This is a genomic window from Elioraea tepidiphila DSM 17972 (genome assembly GCF_000378465.1).
Classification (GTDB): Bacteria; Pseudomonadota; Alphaproteobacteria; order Acetobacterales; family Acetobacteraceae; genus Elioraea; species Elioraea tepidiphila.
Genome location: NZ_KB899942.1, coordinates 1 through 18433, shown reverse-complemented (window position 1 = coordinate 18433; position 18433 = coordinate 1). Strand labels below are relative to the sequence as shown.

Below are 18433 nucleotides of genomic sequence, written 5' to 3'. Positions count from 1 at the left end.
GAGACACGCCATGACACGGCTCATGACCTCCACGCGGATTGCCGCCCCTCTCGCCTTCGCCGCCGCGCTGATCCTGGCGCTGCCGGCCCCGGTCGAGGCTTCGGTCGAGCGGGCGCGCGCGGCGCAGCAGCGCGGCGATCTGCGCGCCGCGCAGATCGAGTTCCGCAACGCCGTGCGCGACAACCCGAACGACGCGTCCCTGCGCGCCGCCCTCGCCCAGGCGAGCCTCGATCTCGGCGACGGCGACACCGCGGAGAAGGAGGCGCGCGCCGCCCTGGAGCGCGGCTATGACCGCGCCGCCGGCACCGCGCTGCTGCTGCGCGCCTACATGACGCTGCGCCGGTTCGAGGAGATCCTGCGCGAGTTCCCGATGCAGGAGGGCCAGGTGCCCAACGCGGTGTCGGCCCAGGTCGCGGCCGGCCGCACCATGGCCTATCTGGCGCTGAACCGGCGCGAGGATGCCGCGCGCGCCGCCGCGGACGCGGTCCGGCTCGGCCCCAACGTGGTCGAGGCGCAGCTCGCCGCCGCCACCGTCGCCGCCGTCTCCGGCGACCGCGACGCCGCGGAGGCGGCGGTGGACCGCGCGCTCGCGATCGAGCCCGCCAACACGGAAGCGCTGATGCGCAAGGCCAGCTTCCAGTTCGAGCGCGGCCAGCTCGCCGAGGCCTCGGCCACCTTCGCCGCGCTGCTGCAGCAGCAGCCGGGCAATGTGATGGCGCGGCTGCGGCGCGGCGAGGTGCTGATGCGGATGGGCAACGACGCCGAGTCGCGCCAGGAGATCGACCGGGTTCTCAGGCTCGCGCCGAATGCGCCGCTCGGCATCTACATGAGCGCGATGCTGCACGCGCGGGCGCAGAACTGGCAGGCGGTGGACCAGGAGCTGCAGCGCATCCAGAGCCAGTTGCCCAACATCCCCGACGGGCTCCTGCTGTTCGCCACCGCGAAGCGCGCACTGAACCAGCTCGAACAGGCCGAGGATGCGGCACGGCGCCATGTCGCGCGCCGGCCCGAGGATCCGCGCGGGGCGAAACTGCTCGCCATGCTGGAGATGCAGCGCGGCGCGGCGGATGCGGCCGCCGGCACGCTCGACCGGCTGGCGCAGCGGGGTGCCGCCGATGCCGAGGCCTATGACATGCTGGGCCGCGCCCATGCCGCGATGGGGCGGCGGCAGGAGGCGCTCGATGCGCTCGCCAAGGCGGCCGAGCTCACGCCCGACAATGCCGCCGTGCTGGCCCGGCTCGCGGTCGCCCGGCTCGCCACCGGCGACGCGGCGGGCGCGCAGCAGGCGGCCGAGGCCGCGCTCGCGCGGGATCCCAACCAGCCCGGCGCGCGCGAGGTGCTGGCCTCGGCCGCGCTCGCCCGCGGCGATCTCGCGGTTGCCTCCGCCGAGCTCGAACGGCTCGGCCCGCAGGCCCGCGGCGGCGAACTCGCCGGCGTGCTCGAGGGCACGATCCGGCTGGTGCGGCTCGACCTCGACGGCGCCAAGACGACCTTCGAGACGGTGCTGCGCAACCATCCGAACAGCGTGCGCGCGCGGCTCGGGCTTGCCCGCGTGGCCGCCATGCAGGGTGACCTCGACCGCGCCGAGCGGCTGTTCGCCGAGGTGCTGGAGCGCGAGCCCGGCAACCCGGAGGCGCTCGCGCGGCTCTCGGCCGCGGTGCTGAGCGGCGGGCCGCGCGCGGCCTCCTCGCGCGCGGTGCTGGAGGCGGCGAACGCGGCCCAGCCCGGCGATCCGGCGCTCGCGATGGCGCTCGCGACCGTGCTGGTACGCGCCGGCGAGCCGGCCAAGGCGGCCCAGGTGCTGGACGCGCCGGCGTTCCGCGATCGCCGCCGCGAGACGCGCCACCTGCTGCTGCTCGCCGAGGTGCGCACCGCCGCCGAGCAGTTCCGCGAGGCCGAGGAGGCCGCGCGCGCGGCGATGGCGCAGGACCCCGACAATCCGCTCGCGCGCCGCATGGTGGCGGCGCTGCTGCTGCGCGCGAACGATCAGCGCGCGGCCGAGCTGGTGCTCGAACAGGGGCTGCGCACGCGCCCAGCCGATCCGTTGCTGCAACAGACCCTGGTGCAGGCGGTGCGCCAGGGACGCGGGCTCGACGCCGCGCTCGAGACCGCCGACCGGCTGGCGCGCCAGGAGAGCGCGCGGCCCTCCTCGCTGACGCTGCGCGGCGATCTGCTGATGGGGGCGGAGCGCTTCGAGGAGGCGGCGGCCGCCTATGCCGCCGCCCACCGGCAGGCGCCGTCGGGCGTGCTGGTGCTGCGCCAGGCCGACGCCTTGCAGCGCCTCGGCAAGCAGGACGAGGCCGCCCAGGCGCTCGCCGCCTGGCTCGAGCGCACGCCGGACGATCTCGCGGTGCAGTCGCAGCTCTCGCAGTTCGAGATCGCCGCGGGCCGGACCGCCGACGCCGAGCGCCGGCTGGTGCGCTTGGTCGCCGCGCGCCCCGAGGACGCGATCGCGCTCAACAACCTCGCCTGGCTGATCCAGGCGCGCAGCAGCAGCGAGACCGCCGAGGGCCGCGCGGCGCTCAGCCAGGCGCGGCAATACGCCGAGCGCGCCTACTACCTCGCCCCCTCGGCCGAGACCGCCGACACGCTCGGCTGGATCCTGGCGCGCTCCGGCGAGACCGCGCGCGCGGTGCCGCTGTTGCGTCAGGCGGCCGCCGCCTCGGTGGCACGGCAGCGGCCGGACGCGTCGATGTTCTACCGCTACGCGTTCGCCCTGGAGGCGGCCGGCGAGCGCGAGGAGGCACGGCGCGTGATCGAGCCGGTGGTCACGTCCAACGCGCAGTTCCCCGAGCGTGCCGAGGCGGAACGGCTGCTCGCGCGGCTGCGCGGCGGCTGAGCGCAGGGCGGATCACGGCCGGCCGGGACGATGCGCGACCTCGTCTTCATCGCCTTCATCGTGCCCCTGCTCGGGCTGGCGGCGGCGCGGCCGTTCGTCGGTGTGATGCTGTGGTCGTGGATCTCGTTCATGAACCCCCATCAGCTGCTGTGGGGGTTCGCCTCGAGCCAGCCCTGGGCGGCGATGGTGTTCGTCGTGACGCTGTTCGGCTGCTTCGTCGCGCGCGAGCCGAAGCGGCTGCCGATCAACGCCGTGACGGTGCTGATGACGCTGCTGATCATCGGCATCACGATCACCTCCTTCGCCGCGCTCGGCCCGCCCGCGGAGGTCTGGGCGAAGTGGGACCGCACCTTCAAGACCCTGCTCGGCCTGCTGCTGACGGCAGCCCTGGTGGACAGCCGGCGGCGGGTCCATGCGCTGATCTGGCTGATCGTGATTGCGCTCGGCTATTTCGGCGTGAAGGGCGGCATCTTCACGCTGGTGACGGGCGGCGGCTTCATCGTCATCGGCCCGCCGAACAGCATGATCTTCGATCGCAACCATCTGGCGACGGCACTGCTCGTCTCGCTGCCGCTGATGAACTACCTGCGCCTGCAGTCGCGCCACCAGGTGGTGCGCCACGGCCTCATCTTCGCCATGGCGACGACGCTGTTCGCCGTGGTGGGCAGCCAGTCGCGCGGCGCGCTCGTGGCCCTGGTCGCGACCGGCGCGGTGCTGTGGACCCGCAGCCGCGGCAAGGTGCTCTCGGGGGTTGCGATCGCGCTCGCCGGCGCGGCCGCGATCCTGTTCATGCCCGATAGCTGGGTCGAACGGATGGAGACGATCCGCTCCTACGAGCAGGACGGCTCGGCGATGGGACGGATCACGATCTGGGAGGCCTCGGTCCGGATCGCCCTGATGCGCCCGCTGGTCGGCGGCGGATTCCTGTCGATGTACAAGCAGGACATCGTCAACATGGTGATGCCGCAGGTGAAGGCCCGCGCGGCGCACAGCATCTGGTTCGAGACCCTGGGCGAGCATGGCTTCGTGGTGTTCGGGATCTGGCTCGGCATCCTTGTCGCCGGCGGCCTCTACACGCTCAGGATCGCCCGCCACACGCGCAACCGGCCGGAGTTCCGCTGGGCCTATGACCTCGCCCGCATGTCGCAGGTCGCGATGGTCGCCTACATGACCGGCGGCTCGTTCCTGTCGCTCGCCTACTGGGACTGTTTCTGGACGCTGATCGTCGTGCTCGCGGCGGTGCATAAGTTGGTGCGCCAGCCGGCCGCGCAGCCTGTCGATGCCGCCGCGCCGGCCAGGACCGGCGGCTGGCGCATGCGCGCTGCGGCCGCGCCGATCGCCACCGCGCGCGGCAGCGCGCTGCGCCCATGAGCGGGCCGCAAGCTCGGGAGGAGGACCCCGCGTGGAGAGCTTCTACTATCTCGCCATGCTCATCGGCGTCGCCTGGCTCTGCGTCTGGAGCATCCTGCCGGAGCAGTACCGCCACCACTTCTGGTGGCCGTTCGACATGGTCGATGACGGCGACCGCGGAGGCGGCAAGCCCGCGGACGGCGGCGATCGTCCGGCCAGGCGAGGCGCCGTCGCCGCCCAGGCCGCTCCGGCTGCTGACCTTCAGCACGCTGTACCCAAACCCCGCCCAGCCCAATCATGGCGTCTTCGTCGAGAACAGGCTTCGCCATCTCGTCGCGGGCGGTGACGCGACCAGCACGGTTCTCGCGCCCATCCCCTGGTTTCCCGGCCGCACCCCGGCCGGCGACCCGAAAGCCGGATTTCCGGAAATCCCGATCCGCGAAACCCGGCACGGCATCGCCGTGCACCATCCGCGCTTCCTCGCCGTGCCGGGGATCGGCATGGTCTCCAACCCGGTCACGCTCTACCGCGCGGCCAGGCGCGCGCTCGCGCGCATGGTGGCGGACGGTTTCGTCTTCGATGCGATCGACGGCCACTACCTCTATCCCGACGGCGTCGCCGCGGTGTGGCTCGCGCGCGACCATGGCGTGCCGGTGGTGCTGACCGCGCGCGGGTCGGACACCTCGCAGCTGCCGCATTACCGCATCCCCGGGACGCTGATCCGCGCGGCGATCGCGCGCGCCGATGCGCTGATCGCGGTGAGCGCGGCGCTGAAGGAGGGTCTCGTCGCCCTCGGTGCGCCGCCAGAGAAGGTGACGGTGCTGCGCAACGGCGTGGATCTCCAGGTGTTCCGGCCCGTGCCCGACCGCGCGGCGGCGCGCGCCGAGCTCGGCTTCGACGGGCCGACGCTGCTTTCGGTAGGGCTGCTGATCGAGCGCAAGCGCCATCACCTGACGATCGAGGCGCTCGCGCATCTGCCCGGGCACCGGCTGGTGATCGCCGGAGAGGGACCGGAACGCTCCGCCCTCGAAGCGCTCGCCGCGCGCCTCGGCCTCGCCGACCGCGTGCGTCTCGTGGGGCCGGTGCCGCATGCGCGGCTGCCGCTCTACTACAGCGCTGCCGACGTGATGGTGCTCGCCTCCTCGCGCGAGGGCTGGGCGAACGTGCTGCTGGAGGCGATGGCCTGCGGCACGCCCGTGGTGGCGACCCCGGCCTGGGGCTCGCGCGAGGCGGTCGCGGCACCGGAAGCGGGCGTGGTGATCGACGAGGCGACGGCGGAGGCGGTCGCCGGAGGCGTGCGCCAGGTGCTCGGCCGCCCGCCCGGCCGCGCGGCGACACGCGCCTATGCCGAGCGGTTCGGCTGGGAAGAGACGACCGCAGGCCAGCTCGCGCTGTTCCGGCGCGTGCTTGCGCGCAAGGAGGCGGCGGCATGACCCTGACCCGGCGCGCGCTTGCCCCGCTCGCGCTGAGCGCGGCCGCCTGCCGCGCGCCGGTTCCACCGGCGATGGCCGCTCCGGTGCGGAGCGCGGCGGCGGTCTCCGTGCCGCCACTGCTCACGCTGACGGTCGCGGCGGCGGGCACGGGCGGGCACGCGCTCGCCTCGGCGCGCTGCTTCTTCGGCCCCGGTGCGCTGCCCCGCGCGGCCCTGCTGATCGGGCGCTGCGCCGCCCTCGCCCAAGACCTGCCGGTGGAGGTCGTCGTGCTGGCGGCGCATGCGGACGGCTCGGCCAGGATCGCGCTGCTGAGCTTCATCCTGCCCCGAGGCGCGGCGCCGTGCGAGGTGGCGATCCTTGCCGGTCATGCCGAGGCCGGCGTGCCGCGTCCGGCCGGCGCGGCGCGGGCCTGATACCGGGCTGCCAAAGGTTTGACCTTTGGCAGCCTGGGATCACGCGCAGGGCTGGTGTGGCGGCTGTGCGCCAAAGGAAACCTCATACCCGGCGCACGAAGATGAAACCTTCGTGCGCCGGGTATGAGCCTGCGCCGCTGCCGTCACGCCGCCGCGGCGACCGACGTCACTGTCCGCCGCGCCGTCTCGGCCATCGCCAGCAGATCGAGCGGCGTGGCCGGCCTGCCGCCGACAGGTCCGAAGAAGTAGTCGAGGAACTGCTCGATCCGGGCGAGGAAGGCATCGCGCTCGGCCGCGCTGCGCACATAGGGTGTTCCGCCCGGCATGAAGGAGGGGCTGTGCAGCGAGAAGGTGAACACCCGCTCGCCCTCGGCCAGCATGGAGTCGACGAGCTTGCGCATCTCGGCGAAGGACACGCCTTCCGGCGTCAGCATGATCCGCTCGAGCAGGTGCAGCCGGGCGAGAATGCCCGGCAGATGCAGGCTCGAGGACAGCCGCCCGAAGATCCGCTGGCTCACCCTGTGCCGGCGCAGGAAGCGCAGCGGCCCGACCAGCGACTGGGTGACCGGCAGGTAGAGCACGTTCCCCGCCGGCCCGCTCCAGAACAGCCGCTCCGGATAGCCGAAGAAGTTGGGCCCGCCGCCCGCGCCGGCGAAGCTGCGATAGGGCACCACGCTCGTGTCGACGCGATAGCCGAGCCCGCTCAGCATCGCCTCGCGCGCGAGGTCGAGGCCGTAGCGGCCGGCCTTGTAGATGCGCGGCGCGATGCCGAGCGTGCTGCGGATCCTCTCCGTCAGGGCGGCGAGCTTGCGCTGTTCCAGATCGGGATCGAGGTTGCAGGGATAGGAGTTGTACGGGCACACCACCTCCTCGTGCGGCGGCGTGACCCAGGGATGCAGCTGCGCGCCGATCAGGCACTCGCCCGCCTCCGCCCATGGGCCGAACACCCCGGCCGCGCGGGGATCGGCGATCACCGGGTAGTCGAGCAGATAGGCCGGGCGCAGCCCGTAGCGGCGGAAGATCGCCTGGCCGTAGCCGATGTCGTTGATCGACTGCACCGAGATGTTGCGTGACGACAACGGGCCGGACCAGTCGAACTCCTCCTCGGTGTCGATCACGACGCACAGCAGCGGCGCCTCGAGCGCGGGCAGCGCGGCGAGCTCGACGGTGCGGTGCATGCGCAGGCCGGTGTCCTATCCCGCGAGCACGCGCTTGACGTAGCGCTTCAGCGGGCTGACGAGCGGGGAGGTGAAGAGCAGGTGACGCAGGCTGTCCATCGGCCGGAAACCGAGCAGGGCAGCCATCAGCAGATGCCGGCCGCTCTTCAGGTAGTGGCCGGCCGCACCGCTCAGCCCCTTGCCGATCTGGCTGTGCAGGCTGCCGATCGCGCGCATCCGCTCGCGCAGCGACAGCGTGTCGGCGAAGGCGTCGACGTGCTTCTCCAGCATCGGCTTGGTGTACTGCGTCAGCAGGGCGGTATGGCGCGACATGTAGCTCGCCGGCGAGACGCGGATGTTCACCAGCTTCTCGGGCACCAGCCCGACGATGCCGTTGCTCGCGAGCTTGATCCAGAGGTCGCGGTCCTCGCCGATCCGCAGCCGCGGATCGAAGGGCTGCGTGCCGAGGTCGCGCCGCCGCACCATCGCGCAGGGCGTCGCGACGTAGCAGTTCCAGAGCAGCAGCTTCCAGCCATCCGGCAGCAGCTCGGGGAGGTCCTGGTAGAGCGGGCCGATGACCGCGCCGGACCCGTCCACCCAGTCGGCCTGGCAGCCGCACAGCGTGACCTTCGGGTTGGCCTCCATCAGCGCGACCTGCAGCCGGAGCTTGTCGGGCAGCCATTCGTCGTCGGCGTCGAGGAAGGCGACATAGGTGCCGCGCGCCGCCGCCACGCCGCGGTTGCGCGCCGCCGCCGGCCCGGCATTCGCCGCGAGCCGGATCACGTCGTGCGCGAGGCCGTGCCGGGTGAGCAGCATGCGCGCCTGCGCCGCGGTGTCGTCGCTGCTGGCGTCATCGACCAGGATCACCTCGATCTCGCGCAGGGTCTGCGCCGCGATCGAGCCGATCGCGGCCTCGAGCAGCCCGCTCGCATTGTAGGCGGGGATGACGATGCTGACGGTCGGCGCGGCGCGGGGGGGCGCCTGGTCGTCGCTCATCGACGGAGCATCCACGTCAGTTTCTGACAGCCTTTGGCGAGCATGCCGCGCCAGCCGCCGGCATACCAGCTTGCCCGCCCGAAACGCTGCTCGCCGGTCGAGAAATCCCGCTTCGCCTGGCTGTCCCCCTCGCCCCGGTCGATCAGCCGGATGCCGTGCGCGTCGGCGGCGCGGAGCGTGTGCCAGAGCAGGAGCCGCCCCGGCGAGACCTTGCTCGCCTCCGGATCATAGACCGGAAACCAATAGCTGAGCACGCCGGCATGCATCAGGCCGAAATGCCGCGCGAGCACCCGCCCGCCGGCGGTGAGCGTGCTCAGCAGCGGCGTGCAGGCCGCATCCTCGCGCCCGGCGAGCAGGCGCACCAGGCGCTGATGCGCGGCATCGGCGAAGGGGTCGCCGACGGCGGTGCGGGCATACTGGGCGCGCTTGGCGGCGATCAGCGCGTCGAGCTCGGCCGCTTCCGGGCGCGTCGTGATGCTGATCTCGGGCGCGCCGTACTCCTTCTCCAGCCGCCGGTGCCGCCGTTCGGTGTCGAGCAGGAACGGCTTGTTCGCCGCGCCGAGGCCAGCGAAGTAGGCGGCGCTGCCCCCGGCGAGGTCGATCACATGGCCGATGCGCCACTCCGCCGCCGTCAGCCCGAGCGCCGGCTGATCCTCGCCGAGATGGCTGATGAACAGCCCGCCGAGCCGGCAGAGCCCGAGCAGCGTGGCCGGATCGAGCCGCACGCCCGGCCGCAGGATCACGCCGGCATGATCGCAGAGCTCGCCGCCGATGCGCTCGGCGAGGCCCATGCGGCGATGCCATGCGCTCGGGTACTGGAACGGGAAGAAGCCGACGGTCTCGCCGCCCCGGCGCAGCACGGCGACGCGCGCGCGGCCATGCGCCTGCTCGCAGGCCTCCGCGAAGCCGGGCGCGAAGAAGGCGCGGCGCAGCGGCGGCTGCGCCGCCATCAGGCCGAGCCAAGTCGCGCGCTCCTCGGCGCTGAGCTCGGAGGGCCGCTTCACCTCGGCGGCGAGCCCGGCGCGGCTCTGTGCGCTCATCGTCCGGACGCGTGTGGCGGGGTGATCAGGCCGAAGGCGAGCGTGGCGCGATCGAGGCCCGCGCGCCCCCGCAGCGGCCGCAGGTCGATCTCGATCCGGCCGATCCCGCTCGCCGCGTCGAGCGCCGCGAGCGGCGTCAGGGTCGGCGCGCTCGTGAAGCAGAGCCCGAATCCGGCCGCCCGGGCGGCGGCGATCAGCGCCGGGCTGGTCTGGCCGTGCGGGAAGGAGAAGGCCGGCCGGTCGCCGCCGAGGCCGAGCCGGGCGAGGGTCTCGCGGCAGGCGCGGAACTCCGCCGCCGGGTCGGCGACGCGGGTCAGCGGCTCGTGGCTGTGGCCGTGCCCGCCGATCGCGATGCCGGCCCGTTCGAGCGCGGCAAGCCCCGCCGCATCCGCCATCCGGCGCGGCAGGGCGCGGCGCGGCAGCGCGGCGAGCCGCTCGGCCCGCGCCTCGGGCGCCAGCCGGTCGAGCGCCGCGACCGTCGCTTGAGCCTCTGCCGGCGCCCCGCCCGCGCCGGCCAGCACCGCGTCGAACACCTCCTCCTGCCAGAACCCCTCCGCGCGGCCGATATGGCCGGTGGCGACGAACACCACCGCCGGCACACGATGCGCGCGCAGCACCGGCAGGGCGTGCTCGACAGTGTCGGCCCAGCCGTCGTCGAAGGTGATGAGCAGCGGCCGCGCGGGCAGGTCCCGGCCGCGCGCGACCGCCGCCTCCAGCTCGGCGAGCCCGATCACGGCATGGAAGCGCCGGAACAGGCCGAGGCAGGCATCGAGCTCCTCGGGTGTCACCGCGTAGGTGGGATTCGCCCCGGCCGCGCGCGGATCATCGTCCGGCAGCACGCGATGGAACATCACCGTCGTCAGCACGGCGCGGTTGCGCCGGCGATGCATGAGCCCGGCCGCGCCGCAGGCGAACAGGACGCGCTTGGCAAGCGCCTTCACGCCGGACGGGCTCAACCGCACCCGAGCCCCGCCACGCAGGAGGCATGGACCACCGCCCCCGCCGCCGCGAGCGCGAGGGTCAGCCCGAGCACCACCAGGCTGATGCGGTCGCGGAGCGCGAACACGAGCGGATCGTCGTCGATCACGCCGCGCCGCGCGCCGATCCACATCCGGCTCAGCCAGTAGAGCAGCAGCGGACAGCAGAGCCAGAGCAGTTCCGGCGAGCGGTAGAGCGCGCGCACGTTGTCGCTGTCGACATAGAGTGCGAGTACCAGGGCGGCGGCGACCGCGCTCGCGGTGCCGAGCCCGGCGAGCGGTTCGAGATCCTCCGCCCGGTAGCCGCGGATCGCGGCCGGCGTGCCGGTCTCGGCCGCGCCCGCCTTGATCAGCTCGGAGTAGCGCTTGAGCAGTGCCAGGCTCAGGAAGACGAACACCGAAAGGGCGAGCAGCCAGAACGACGGCACGATCCCGGTGGCGATGCCGCCCGCCAGCACCCGGTGGGTGTAGAGCCCGGCGAGGAAGAACACGTCGATCAGGACCTTCTGCTTCAACCATAGCGAGTAGGTGAGCGTGGCGGCGAGATAGACCCCGACCCAGGCGGCGAGCGGCAGCGAGACGAGCGCGGCGAGCAGGAGCCCGGGCAGGACGAGTGCCAGCACGAGCGGCGGGCCTAAGGGCAGCGGCAGGGTGGCGGCGGCGAAGGGCCGGGCGGATTTGCTGCGGTGGCGCCGGTCGGCCTGCACGTCGAGCAGGTCGTTGGCGAGATAGCCACCCGAGGCGACCAGCCCCATGGCGAGGAAGGCCGCGCCGGCCTGGAGCAGGGCGGCCGCCTCGTCGAACCGGTGCGCCGCCAGCAGCGGCAGGAACACCAGCAGGTTCTTCGCCCATTGGTGCAGGCGCATCGCCTTGAGCAGCGGCCGGGGCGCGAACCCGGCGACAGGGAATACCCGCTCGACGGTGGCGACCCGCCGCGCCGCCTCGGCGATCGTCGAGCCCCCCGCTGCCACCACGATCGCCCGGCGCGCCTCCGCCCAGACCGGCAGGTCGTGGCGGTCGTTGCCGGCATAGTCGAAGCCGCCGCGGCCGTACCGCGCCACCAGCTCGGCCGCCTTGGCCGCGCCCCGCAGGTTGCGCCCGTCCTCGGTGGCGATCACCTCGTCGAACAGCCCGAGCTCGTCGGCGATCGCCTCGGCCACACGCCGGTGCGCGGCGGTGGCCAATACCAGCCGCCGCCCCTCCGCCCGGGCGGTGGCGAGATAGGCGACGACGCCGTCATGGAAACGGAAGGCGAGGCCGCGCGGATCGACCGCCTCCGCGAGTCGTGCCTTGAACGCCGCCTTGCCCTGCCAGATCCAGAGCAGCGCCAGGAACACCAGGGCGGGGCGGCGGCGCAGCCCCGCGAACAGCAGCTCATAGAGGCTGTCGCCCGCGAGCAGCGTGCCGTCGAGATCGACGCAGAGCGGCACCGGCTCCGCCGGGCGGCCTTGGGGCTCACGCGCCGGTGGAGCGCGATGATCGGTTGCGTTCATCATCCGATTGGCTACTCGGGGTAAGCCTTAGCCCCAGAATGGTGAAGGAGTTGCCGATGGACGGGCGTGCGACCACCCCGCCGATGCCTTTCGCCGCGCCGGGCGTGCGGGAGCTCCTGCCCGGACTCGCGCTCATCCTAGCACTGGCGGCGCTGTTCTTCGTGACCTCGCCGCGCGACGGCGCGTTCTGGTGGAGCGATGCGCCGCGGCACGCGCTCAACGGCATCTTCCTCAAGGATTTCGTGCTGGCCGCACCGATCCGCGACCCGATCGGCTTCGCCGAGCAGTACTATCTGCGCTACCCGGCGCTGACGATCCTGTTCTACCCGCCGCTGCTCTATGTGCTGAGCGCGCCGTTCTTCCTCGTCTTCGGCGACAGCCACGCCGTCGCCCAGGCGGTGATCGCGCTGCATCTGCCGCTGCTCGGCCTCGGCACCTGGCTGCTCGCGCGGCTCTGGCTCGATCGCTGGAGCGCGCTCGCCGCCGCGGTGCTGCTGCTGGGGATGCCCGAGATCCTGCTGTGGGGCCGGCAGGTGATGCTGGAGATCCCGGGCCTCGCCTATCTGGTCTGGACGGCGCTGTTCACGGTCCGCCACGCGCGCGACGGCCGAGCGGTCTCGCTGCTGCTGGCGGTCGGTTTCGCCCTCGCCACACTCTACACCAAGCTGAACATGGCTTTCGTGATGCCGGCGCTCGGGCTGTTCCTGCTGCTCGCGCGCGGCCGCGCGCTGCTCGCGAGCCGCGTCACCTGGATCGCGCTTGCGCTCGCCGTGCTCGGGCTCGTGCCGCTGATCGGGCTGCAGGTGCTGTTCGGCCAGGCGAACCTGCAATCGGTCGCCGGCATCCCGGACACCGCCGCCTCGCGCGCCACCCTCGCCGGCTGGCTCTGGTACGCCGCGCGGCTGCCGGAGATGACCGGCATCCTGCCGCTGCCGCTCGCCCTGCTCGGCCTCGCCGCAGCGCTGCGGCGCGACAGTGGGAGCACGGCCGAGCGGCTGCTGCCGGTGCTGTGGTTCGTCTTCGCCTATCTGGCACTCTCCTTCGTCGAGCTGAAGGAGGCGCGGCACGGCGTGATCCTGCTCGTGCCGATCGCGCTCTGGGCGGCCGCCGGGCTCGCCTTCGCCGCCCGCGGCCTCTCTGCCGCGCCGCTGCGCATAGCCCTGCCGCTCGGGGTCGCGCTCGTCTTCGCCGGCGTCACCTTCGCGGCCGTATCGGTGCCGCAGGTCGCGGGCTACCGCGAGGCCGCGCTGCGCGCCGCCGCCCTCGCGCCGCCGGGCACGGCCGTGCTGTTCTCGGGCACGCGCGACGGCGCCTTCGTCTTCAACATGCGCACGGTGACGGGCCGGCCCGATCTCTACACGCTGCGCGCCGACAAGCTGCTGCTCAGGATCGCGGTGCGGCGCGAGCTCGGCGTCGCCCAGGCCGACTACACCGAGGCGGAGATCGCGACGAAGCTCGCCGAGCTCGGGGTCGGCGTGGTGGTGGCGCAGCCGGATTTCTGGACCGACCTCGAACAGATGGCGCGGCTGCAGCGCGTGCTCGAAGGCGAAGGCTACGAGGAGGTGGCGCGCATTCCGCTGCGCGCGAACATCCGGGTGGAGGATCGCGAGCTCCGCATCTACCGCGCGCGCGGCGAGGTGCGGCCGACCGGGCGCGCGCTGACGATCGAGCTGCCGATCATCGGCCGCAGCGTCGAGGGGCAGGTCGGTGGGCGCTGAGCTGCGCCCTCATTCCTGGCGCGCAGCCGCCACACCAACCCTGCGCGCGATACCCGACGTACAAAGGTCAAGCCGTTGTGCGTCGGGTATCAGCTCCAGGCCAGCATGACGATGCCGACGATGATGAAGGCCGCGCCGGCGGCGCGCATCGCCGTGATCACCTCGCCGAACACCAGCATGCCGAGCAGCATGGTGACGACGATGCCGAGGCTGACGAACGGGTAGGCGAGCGAGACGTCGATCCGCGACAGCACGAACAGCCACACCACCGCGCCGAGCCCGTAGGCGGCGAGGCCAAGGATGACGAAGGGCTGGGTGGCGATGCTCGCCGCGATCGTCGCGGGCGCGCCCTCGGCGATCGCCTGGGCGATCTCCGGGCGCGACATCCCGGCCTTCAGCGCGATCTGCGCCAGGGCCGACAGCAGGACCGAGACGAGGATGGTGACGAGGACGGGCAGGCTCATCGGGGGGCTCCGGCGCGCATGGGGCTGCCGGCTGCGCCGGCGGGCACGGGACTGCCGGCTGCGCCGGCGGGCGGACTGCACCCGGCTTCCGCCCCGCCCGCAAGATGGCCGGCCTGGACCGCATGACGGTCGGGACGGCATGGTGCGCGGCCACGCCCCTGCCGGAGAGGACCGCGTGATGCGCCACGCCCTGCTCGCCGCCCTGCTGCTCGCCGCCCCGCTGCTTGCTCCGCCGGCCTGGTCCGAGACCCTGCGCGTCGGCCCCGGCGAACGCTTCGCCACGCCGGGCGCGGCCGCGCGCGCCGCCAAGGCCGGCGACCGGGTGGTGATCGCGCCGGGGGTCTACCGCAACTGCGCGGTCTGGACGGCGCCGGATGTGACGATCGAGGCAGCGCCGGGCGGCGAGGTCGTGATCACCGGGCCGATCTGCGCGCAGAAGGCGCTGTTCGTGATCGCCGCGCCGCGCGTCACGGTGATCGGACTCACCTTCCGCGGCGCCGCCTTCGAGGGCGGCAATGCCGCCGGCATCCGCGCCGAGGGCGGCGATCTCACCATCCGGCGCTCGCGCTTCGAGGACAACCAGAACGGCATCCTGACGGCGGTGAACATGCGCACGGCGCGCCTGCGCATCGAGGACAGCGTGTTCGTGGGCAATGGCGCGCTGATCCATCTCTGCGCGCACGCGGTCTATGCGAATGACTGGGCGCTCGTCTCGATCCTGCGCACCCGCTTCGAGGCCACGCGGATCTGCCACCACGTGAAGTCGCGCGCGCTCGCCACCGAGATCGTCGACAGCGAGATCCTGGACACGCCGGGCAACCGGGCGAGCTATCTCGTGGACATCCCGAACGGCGGCAACCTGCTGCTGCGCAACACCACGCTGCGCAAGGGGCCCGACCACGGCAACCCGACCGCGGCGGTGATGCTCGGCGCCGAAGGGGTGCGCCACCCCACCACCAGCCTGCGCGTGATCGGCAACCGGTTCGAGAACCTGATGCCGCGCGGCACCAATTTCGTCGAGAACCGCACCACGACGCCGGTGCTGTTGGAGGGCAACACGATCCACGGCCCGGTGACGGTGCTGGCGGGCCCGGGCGAGGTGCGCTGACGGGCTTGTCGCGCGCGCGGCATCAGCCCCGCGCCGCCGCCTGGGTCAGGATCGCGCGCCAGGCCTCGATCATCGTCTCGCGCGCGTAGTCCCGCGCGGCCTTCTCCCGGTTGGCCGCGCCGATCGCCGCGCGCGAGGCCGGATCGGCGAGCAGGGCGGCGAGCGCGCCGGCGAGCGCGGCCTCGTCCTTCGCCACCACATGCGGCGCGTTCGCCGGCGCCAGCATCGCGCGCACATCGCCGACATCGGTCGCCGCCACCGCGAGCCCCGCCGCCATCGCCTCCAGCACCGAGAGCGGCATCTGCTCGGTGTCGGAGGAGAGCGCGAACAGGTCGAAGCCCCGGTACCAGCCGGCCGGGTCCTCGACATGGCCGGTGAACAGGACGCGGCCGGCAAGGCCGAGCTCGGCGGCGAGCGCCTCCAGCCCCGGCCGCTCGGGCCCCTCGCCGACGATCACCAGCCGCGCCGGCGGATCGGCGGGCAGCCGGGCGAAGGCGCGCAGCAGGCGGCCGAGCGCCTTCTCGGCGCGCAGCGCGGCCACGGTGCCGATCACCGGCCCCTCGCCCGGCGGACGCAGCGGCGCGGCGGCGGCGAGGCGGGCGAGGTCGATGCCGTTTGGCACGTAGCGCAGCCGCGCCGCGGGCAGGCGCCAGACCTCGCGCGCGATCCGGAGCAGGGTCTGCGAGGGCACGATCACGGTGCAGCGGCGCAGGAAGAGCCGGCGCAGCCAGATCCGGCGCGGAATCTGCCGCGCGCGCTCCTCCGGCCCGAAGCCATCCTCGACATGCACCTGCGGCACGACCGGCAGGGCATTCGCGATCGCCCACTCGATCGAGCCCCAGTTGTGGGTCAGCAGCACGGCGGGGCGCAGCGTGGTGAGCGTGCGGCGGAAGCTCCGCACATTCGCGCCCAGGCTGCCCTTGCGCACCGGCACGGCGGGAAAGCTGACGTCCAGCGACGGATCGAGCCTCGCGGCACAGGCGGTGTCGCCATTCATCGCCACGATCGCGTGGCGGAAGGCTGGGCCGAGGGCATTGGCGAGGGTGGCGAAGCGGACCTGCGCCCCGCCCACGGCGAAGGTGGCGAAGACGCTCAGCAGCAGCGGCGGCGCCGCGCTCATCGCGCGTGCACGGCGATCGCGCGGGCGACGACGGCTGCAGTGCGGCTGTCGCCGCACTGCAGGTCGGGCGGCACCAGCACATGCGTCGCCCCGATCGCGCCGGCGGCGAGGACCTTCTCGGCCGAGGTATGGGCGGCGGTGCCGAAGGCCGCGGCGAAGCGGACCGAGGGGATGGCGCGCAGGGCTTCGGCATGCACCCCGGCGATGTAGCCGGCGCCGACTAGGCAGACCTGTCTCATGGGCGGAAGGGCCGGAGCTGTTCGGGAGGATGACGGGACACGGTCTACCAGAAAGAGGGTGAAGGCATCGCCAACGCGCTCAGGCCGCGGCCGGGCCGGGCTTTATGGCGACGAACAGCAAGGTGAGGATCGCGAGATCCTCGGCCGGCTTGTCGCGGGAGCGGCGGGCAAGCGGCAGCGTGCCCAGATCGGCCAAGCATTGCGGGTCGGGCGTACCTTCGGCGCGCAGGATCCGGAAGCCTGCCGCTTCCAGCAGGGCGCGGTAGTCGGAATGGCGCAGCCGGTTCTGGAAGCCTTGGGTGTTCACCTGAGCGATCCGCCGATCCCGAAGGTCAGGAAAACGTGGAGCAGCAGAGGACGCGTGCTACGCTGCAGTGGAGGAAGCGCAGTCGGCGCAGCGCCCACTTTCATCCCCCCCCTCTCGTGCTGATTGTCCCCATGAGGAGGCTTATGCTCTCCTTTGATTGCATCCCCACCCCTGTTCCCACTCCTTCTCCAATCCTTCCCCCCCGCTGCTCGTCACCCTGTCCGCCTGATCTAAGATCTTGTTCGTGGGTCGGCGAGCGCTTCGCCACGCCTCGCGCGCCGACAAGGCCGACGAGCAGGTGCTGATCACACTGGAATTCTACCGCAACTGCGCGGGGTAGCCGGCGCCAGATTTGACAATCGAGGTCACGCCGGACGGCTCAGACGGCTCCGACGCTCGTACATCACCCCATCCTAGCTCCGCGCTTAGCTAGAGCATTTTCGTCTTGCATGGATTCGGGTGATCTGATTCGACGCTGTTGATGAAGCAGCGAGGTTGGAGATGACGGCACCCTTGTCGCCTGATTTGCGCCGGCGCCTGGTTCGCGCGGTGGAGGCTGGCAGTTCGGCGCGGGAGGCAGCGCGGCGGTTCGAGGTCAGCGCCTCGGCCGCGATCAAGCTGATGCAGCGGGTGAGGCAGACAGGCAGCGCCGCTCCAGCCCGGATCGGCGGCTACCGCAAGCCGCTGCTGGATGGACATGAAGCCTTGTTGCGCGAACTCACCTCAGGCAAGCGCGGCATCACGCTGGCCGAGCTTCGGGACGCGCTGCGCCAGCGCGGCATCGAGGTGGGTGCGCTGTCGACGATCTGGGCCACGCTGCGCAGGCTCGGCCTGTCACACAAAAAAAGCCCTTCGGGCCGCTGAGCAGGACCGGCCGGATGTCGCCACCCACCGCTCCCAGTGGCGGGTGTGGCAGCGCTTCATGGAGCCCGAGCGCTTCGTGTTCCTCGATGAAACCGGTGCCGCCACCAACATGGCTCGCCGCTACGGCTGGGGCCCGAGGGGCGAGCGCTTGGTCGATGCGGCGCCGCACGGCCACTGGCGCACCACCACCCTCGTGGCCGGGCTGCGCAGCACCGGCCTCGTCGCGCCGCTGGTGCTGGATGGCCCGATGACGGGTCCCGCCTTCCGCGCTTATGTCGAGCAGTTCCTCGCGCCCGAACTCTCGAAGGGCGACGTGGTGGTCATGGACAATCTCGGCGCCCACAAGGTCGCCGGCATCGAGGCGGCGATCCGGTCTCGGGGCGCAAGCCTGCTCTACCTCCCGCCCTACAGCCCCGACCTAAACCCGATCGAACAGGCCTTTGCCAAGCTCAAGGCCCTGCTCCGCAAAGCCGCTGCCCGCACACAAGAAGCGCTGTGGGCCACCATCGGCGAGTTGCTCGACCGGTTCCCGCCAGACGAATGCCGCAACTACCTCGAGTACTCAGGCTATGCGTTCGAGTAACCCGAAAATGCTCTAGGCCGCGTGGACAAACCTGATCCACAGTCGGATGGAGGCGAGTGTTACGAAGCCGAGGAAGCTGTCCGCGGTCTTGTCGTAGCGGGTGGCGACGCGGCGGCTGTTCTTCAGGCGGTTGATGAAGCACTCGATGCGGCTGCGCAGCGCATAGAGCGGGCGGCTGACGCTGTGCTGGACGTGCCGGTTGCGCTTGGTGGGGATCTCCGGCACGGCGCCACGGTCGCGCAAGGTCCCGCCGGATCGGGTCGCTGTCATAGCCCTTGTCGGCGAGCATGATGGCGGGGTCGCTGTCGCGCGCCGCCATCAGCGCCTCGTAG

At 72.5% G+C, this 18433-nt stretch carries 17 protein-coding genes; 7 read left to right on the top strand and 10 right to left on the bottom strand.

Going from position 1 to position 18433, the window contains the following annotated elements; genetic code table 11:
* Positions 1 to 10: 10 nt before the first annotated feature.
* The 4 genes from prsT (at position 11) to F563_RS0119360 (ending at position 6035) form a co-directional block, all read left to right on the top strand.
* Positions 11 to 2839 (top strand): XrtA/PEP-CTERM system TPR-repeat protein PrsT, encoded by a 2829-nt coding sequence (gene prsT / locus F563_RS0119375; protein ID WP_019016356.1) that lies wholly within the window; start codon positions 11 to 13, stop codon positions 2837 to 2839.
* Between the two features lie 30 nt (positions 2840 to 2869).
* Positions 2870 to 4210: a putative O-glycosylation ligase, exosortase A system-associated gene (locus tag F563_RS0119370; protein ID WP_019016355.1), complete on the top strand. Its 1341-nt coding sequence runs from the start codon at positions 2870 to 2872 to the stop codon at positions 4208 to 4210.
* 143 nt (positions 4211 to 4353) lie between these two features.
* Positions 4354 to 5622 (top strand): glycosyltransferase family 4 protein, encoded by a 1269-nt coding sequence (locus tag F563_RS0119365; RefSeq protein WP_019016354.1) that lies wholly within the window; start codon positions 4354 to 4356, stop codon positions 5620 to 5622.
* On the top strand, positions 5619 to 6035 hold the full coding sequence (locus tag F563_RS0119360) for a hypothetical protein (protein ID WP_019016353.1): 417 nt from the start codon (positions 5619 to 5621) through the stop codon (positions 6033 to 6035). The genes F563_RS0119365 and F563_RS0119360 overlap by 4 nt, the downstream gene beginning before the upstream one ends.
* A 143-nt stretch (positions 6036 to 6178) precedes the next feature.
* Here the strand turns inward: F563_RS0119360 and F563_RS23395 are convergent, their stop codons facing one another.
* From F563_RS23395 to F563_RS23380, 5 genes are read right to left on the bottom strand one after another with little or no spacing between them, the layout of a single operon-like run.
* On the bottom strand, positions 6179 to 7213 hold the full coding sequence (locus tag F563_RS23395; RefSeq protein WP_019016352.1) for a polysaccharide deacetylase family protein: 1035 nt from the start codon (positions 7211 to 7213) through the stop codon (positions 6179 to 6181).
* Between the two features lie 15 nt (positions 7214 to 7228).
* Positions 7229 to 8188 carry a glycosyltransferase family 2 protein gene (locus F563_RS23390; protein WP_019016351.1) on the bottom strand — a complete coding sequence of 320 codons (960 nt, stop codon included), beginning with the start codon at positions 8186 to 8188 and terminating at the stop codon, positions 7229 to 7231.
* Positions 8185 to 9228, bottom strand: a complete 1044-nt coding sequence (locus tag F563_RS23385; protein WP_019016350.1) for a GNAT family N-acetyltransferase — start codon at positions 9226 to 9228, stop codon at positions 8185 to 8187. The genes F563_RS23390 and F563_RS23385 overlap by 4 nt, the downstream gene beginning before the upstream one ends.
* Positions 9225 to 10169, bottom strand: a complete 945-nt coding sequence (locus F563_RS0119335) for a polysaccharide deacetylase family protein (RefSeq protein WP_019016349.1) — start codon at positions 10167 to 10169, stop codon at positions 9225 to 9227. The genes F563_RS23385 and F563_RS0119335 overlap by 4 nt, the downstream gene beginning before the upstream one ends.
* Before the next feature lie 11 nt (positions 10170 to 10180).
* Positions 10181 to 11698: a UbiA family prenyltransferase gene (locus F563_RS23380; protein ID WP_084596709.1), complete on the bottom strand. Its 1518-nt coding sequence runs from the start codon at positions 11696 to 11698 to the stop codon at positions 10181 to 10183.
* A gap of 56 nt (positions 11699 to 11754) precedes the next feature.
* On the opposite strand from F563_RS23380, the gene F563_RS0119325 reads away from it, so the two are divergent.
* A complete protein-coding gene (locus F563_RS0119325) occupies positions 11755 to 13416 on the top strand; it encodes a glycosyltransferase family 39 protein (protein WP_019016347.1) in 1662 nt (553 codons plus the stop codon).
* An 89-nt stretch (positions 13417 to 13505) separates the two neighbouring features.
* Here the strand turns inward: F563_RS0119325 and F563_RS0119320 are convergent, their stop codons facing one another.
* Positions 13506 to 13880 carry an EamA family transporter gene (locus tag F563_RS0119320; protein ID WP_019016346.1) on the bottom strand — a complete coding sequence of 125 codons (375 nt, stop codon included), beginning with the start codon at positions 13878 to 13880 and terminating at the stop codon, positions 13506 to 13508.
* A gap of 178 nt (positions 13881 to 14058) precedes the next feature.
* On the opposite strand from F563_RS0119320, the gene F563_RS24160 reads away from it, so the two are divergent.
* Positions 14059 to 14988, top strand: a complete 930-nt coding sequence (locus F563_RS24160) for a right-handed parallel beta-helix repeat-containing protein (protein ID WP_019016345.1) — start codon at positions 14059 to 14061, stop codon at positions 14986 to 14988.
* A gap of 22 nt (positions 14989 to 15010) precedes the next feature.
* On the opposite strand, the gene F563_RS0119310 is transcribed toward F563_RS24160, so the two are convergent.
* The 3 genes from F563_RS0119310 to F563_RS0119300 form a co-directional block, all read right to left on the bottom strand.
* Entirely contained in the window at positions 15011 to 16108 is a 1098-nt protein-coding gene (locus F563_RS0119310; protein ID WP_019016344.1) for a glycosyltransferase, read from the bottom strand.
* Complete coding sequence (locus tag F563_RS0119305; RefSeq protein ID WP_019016343.1) at positions 16105 to 16347, bottom strand: hypothetical protein; 243 nt, start codon at positions 16345 to 16347, stop codon at positions 16105 to 16107. Before F563_RS0119305 ends, F563_RS0119310 begins: the two co-directional genes overlap by 4 nt.
* Positions 16348 to 16426: 79 nt before the next feature.
* Positions 16427 to 16654, bottom strand: coding sequence for a hypothetical protein (locus tag F563_RS0119300; protein ID WP_019016342.1), 228 nt, complete (start codon positions 16652 to 16654; stop codon positions 16427 to 16429).
* Positions 16655 to 17155: 501 nt separating this feature from the next.
* Here F563_RS0119300 and F563_RS0119285 point away from each other — a divergent pair.
* A protein-coding gene (locus tag F563_RS0119285; protein ID WP_425386951.1) for an IS630 family transposase occupies positions 17156 to 18101 on the top strand; the annotation gives its coding sequence in 2 pieces (ribosomal slippage) (positions 17156 to 17491 and positions 17493 to 18101; 945 coding nt in all).
* Between the two features lie 12 nt (positions 18102 to 18113).
* On the opposite strand, the gene F563_RS23370 is transcribed toward F563_RS0119285, so the two are convergent.
* Positions 18114 to 18371, bottom strand: a complete 258-nt coding sequence (locus F563_RS23370) for a transposase (protein WP_019016338.1) — start codon at positions 18369 to 18371, stop codon at positions 18114 to 18116.
* Between the last annotated feature and the right edge of the window lie 62 nt (positions 18372 to 18433).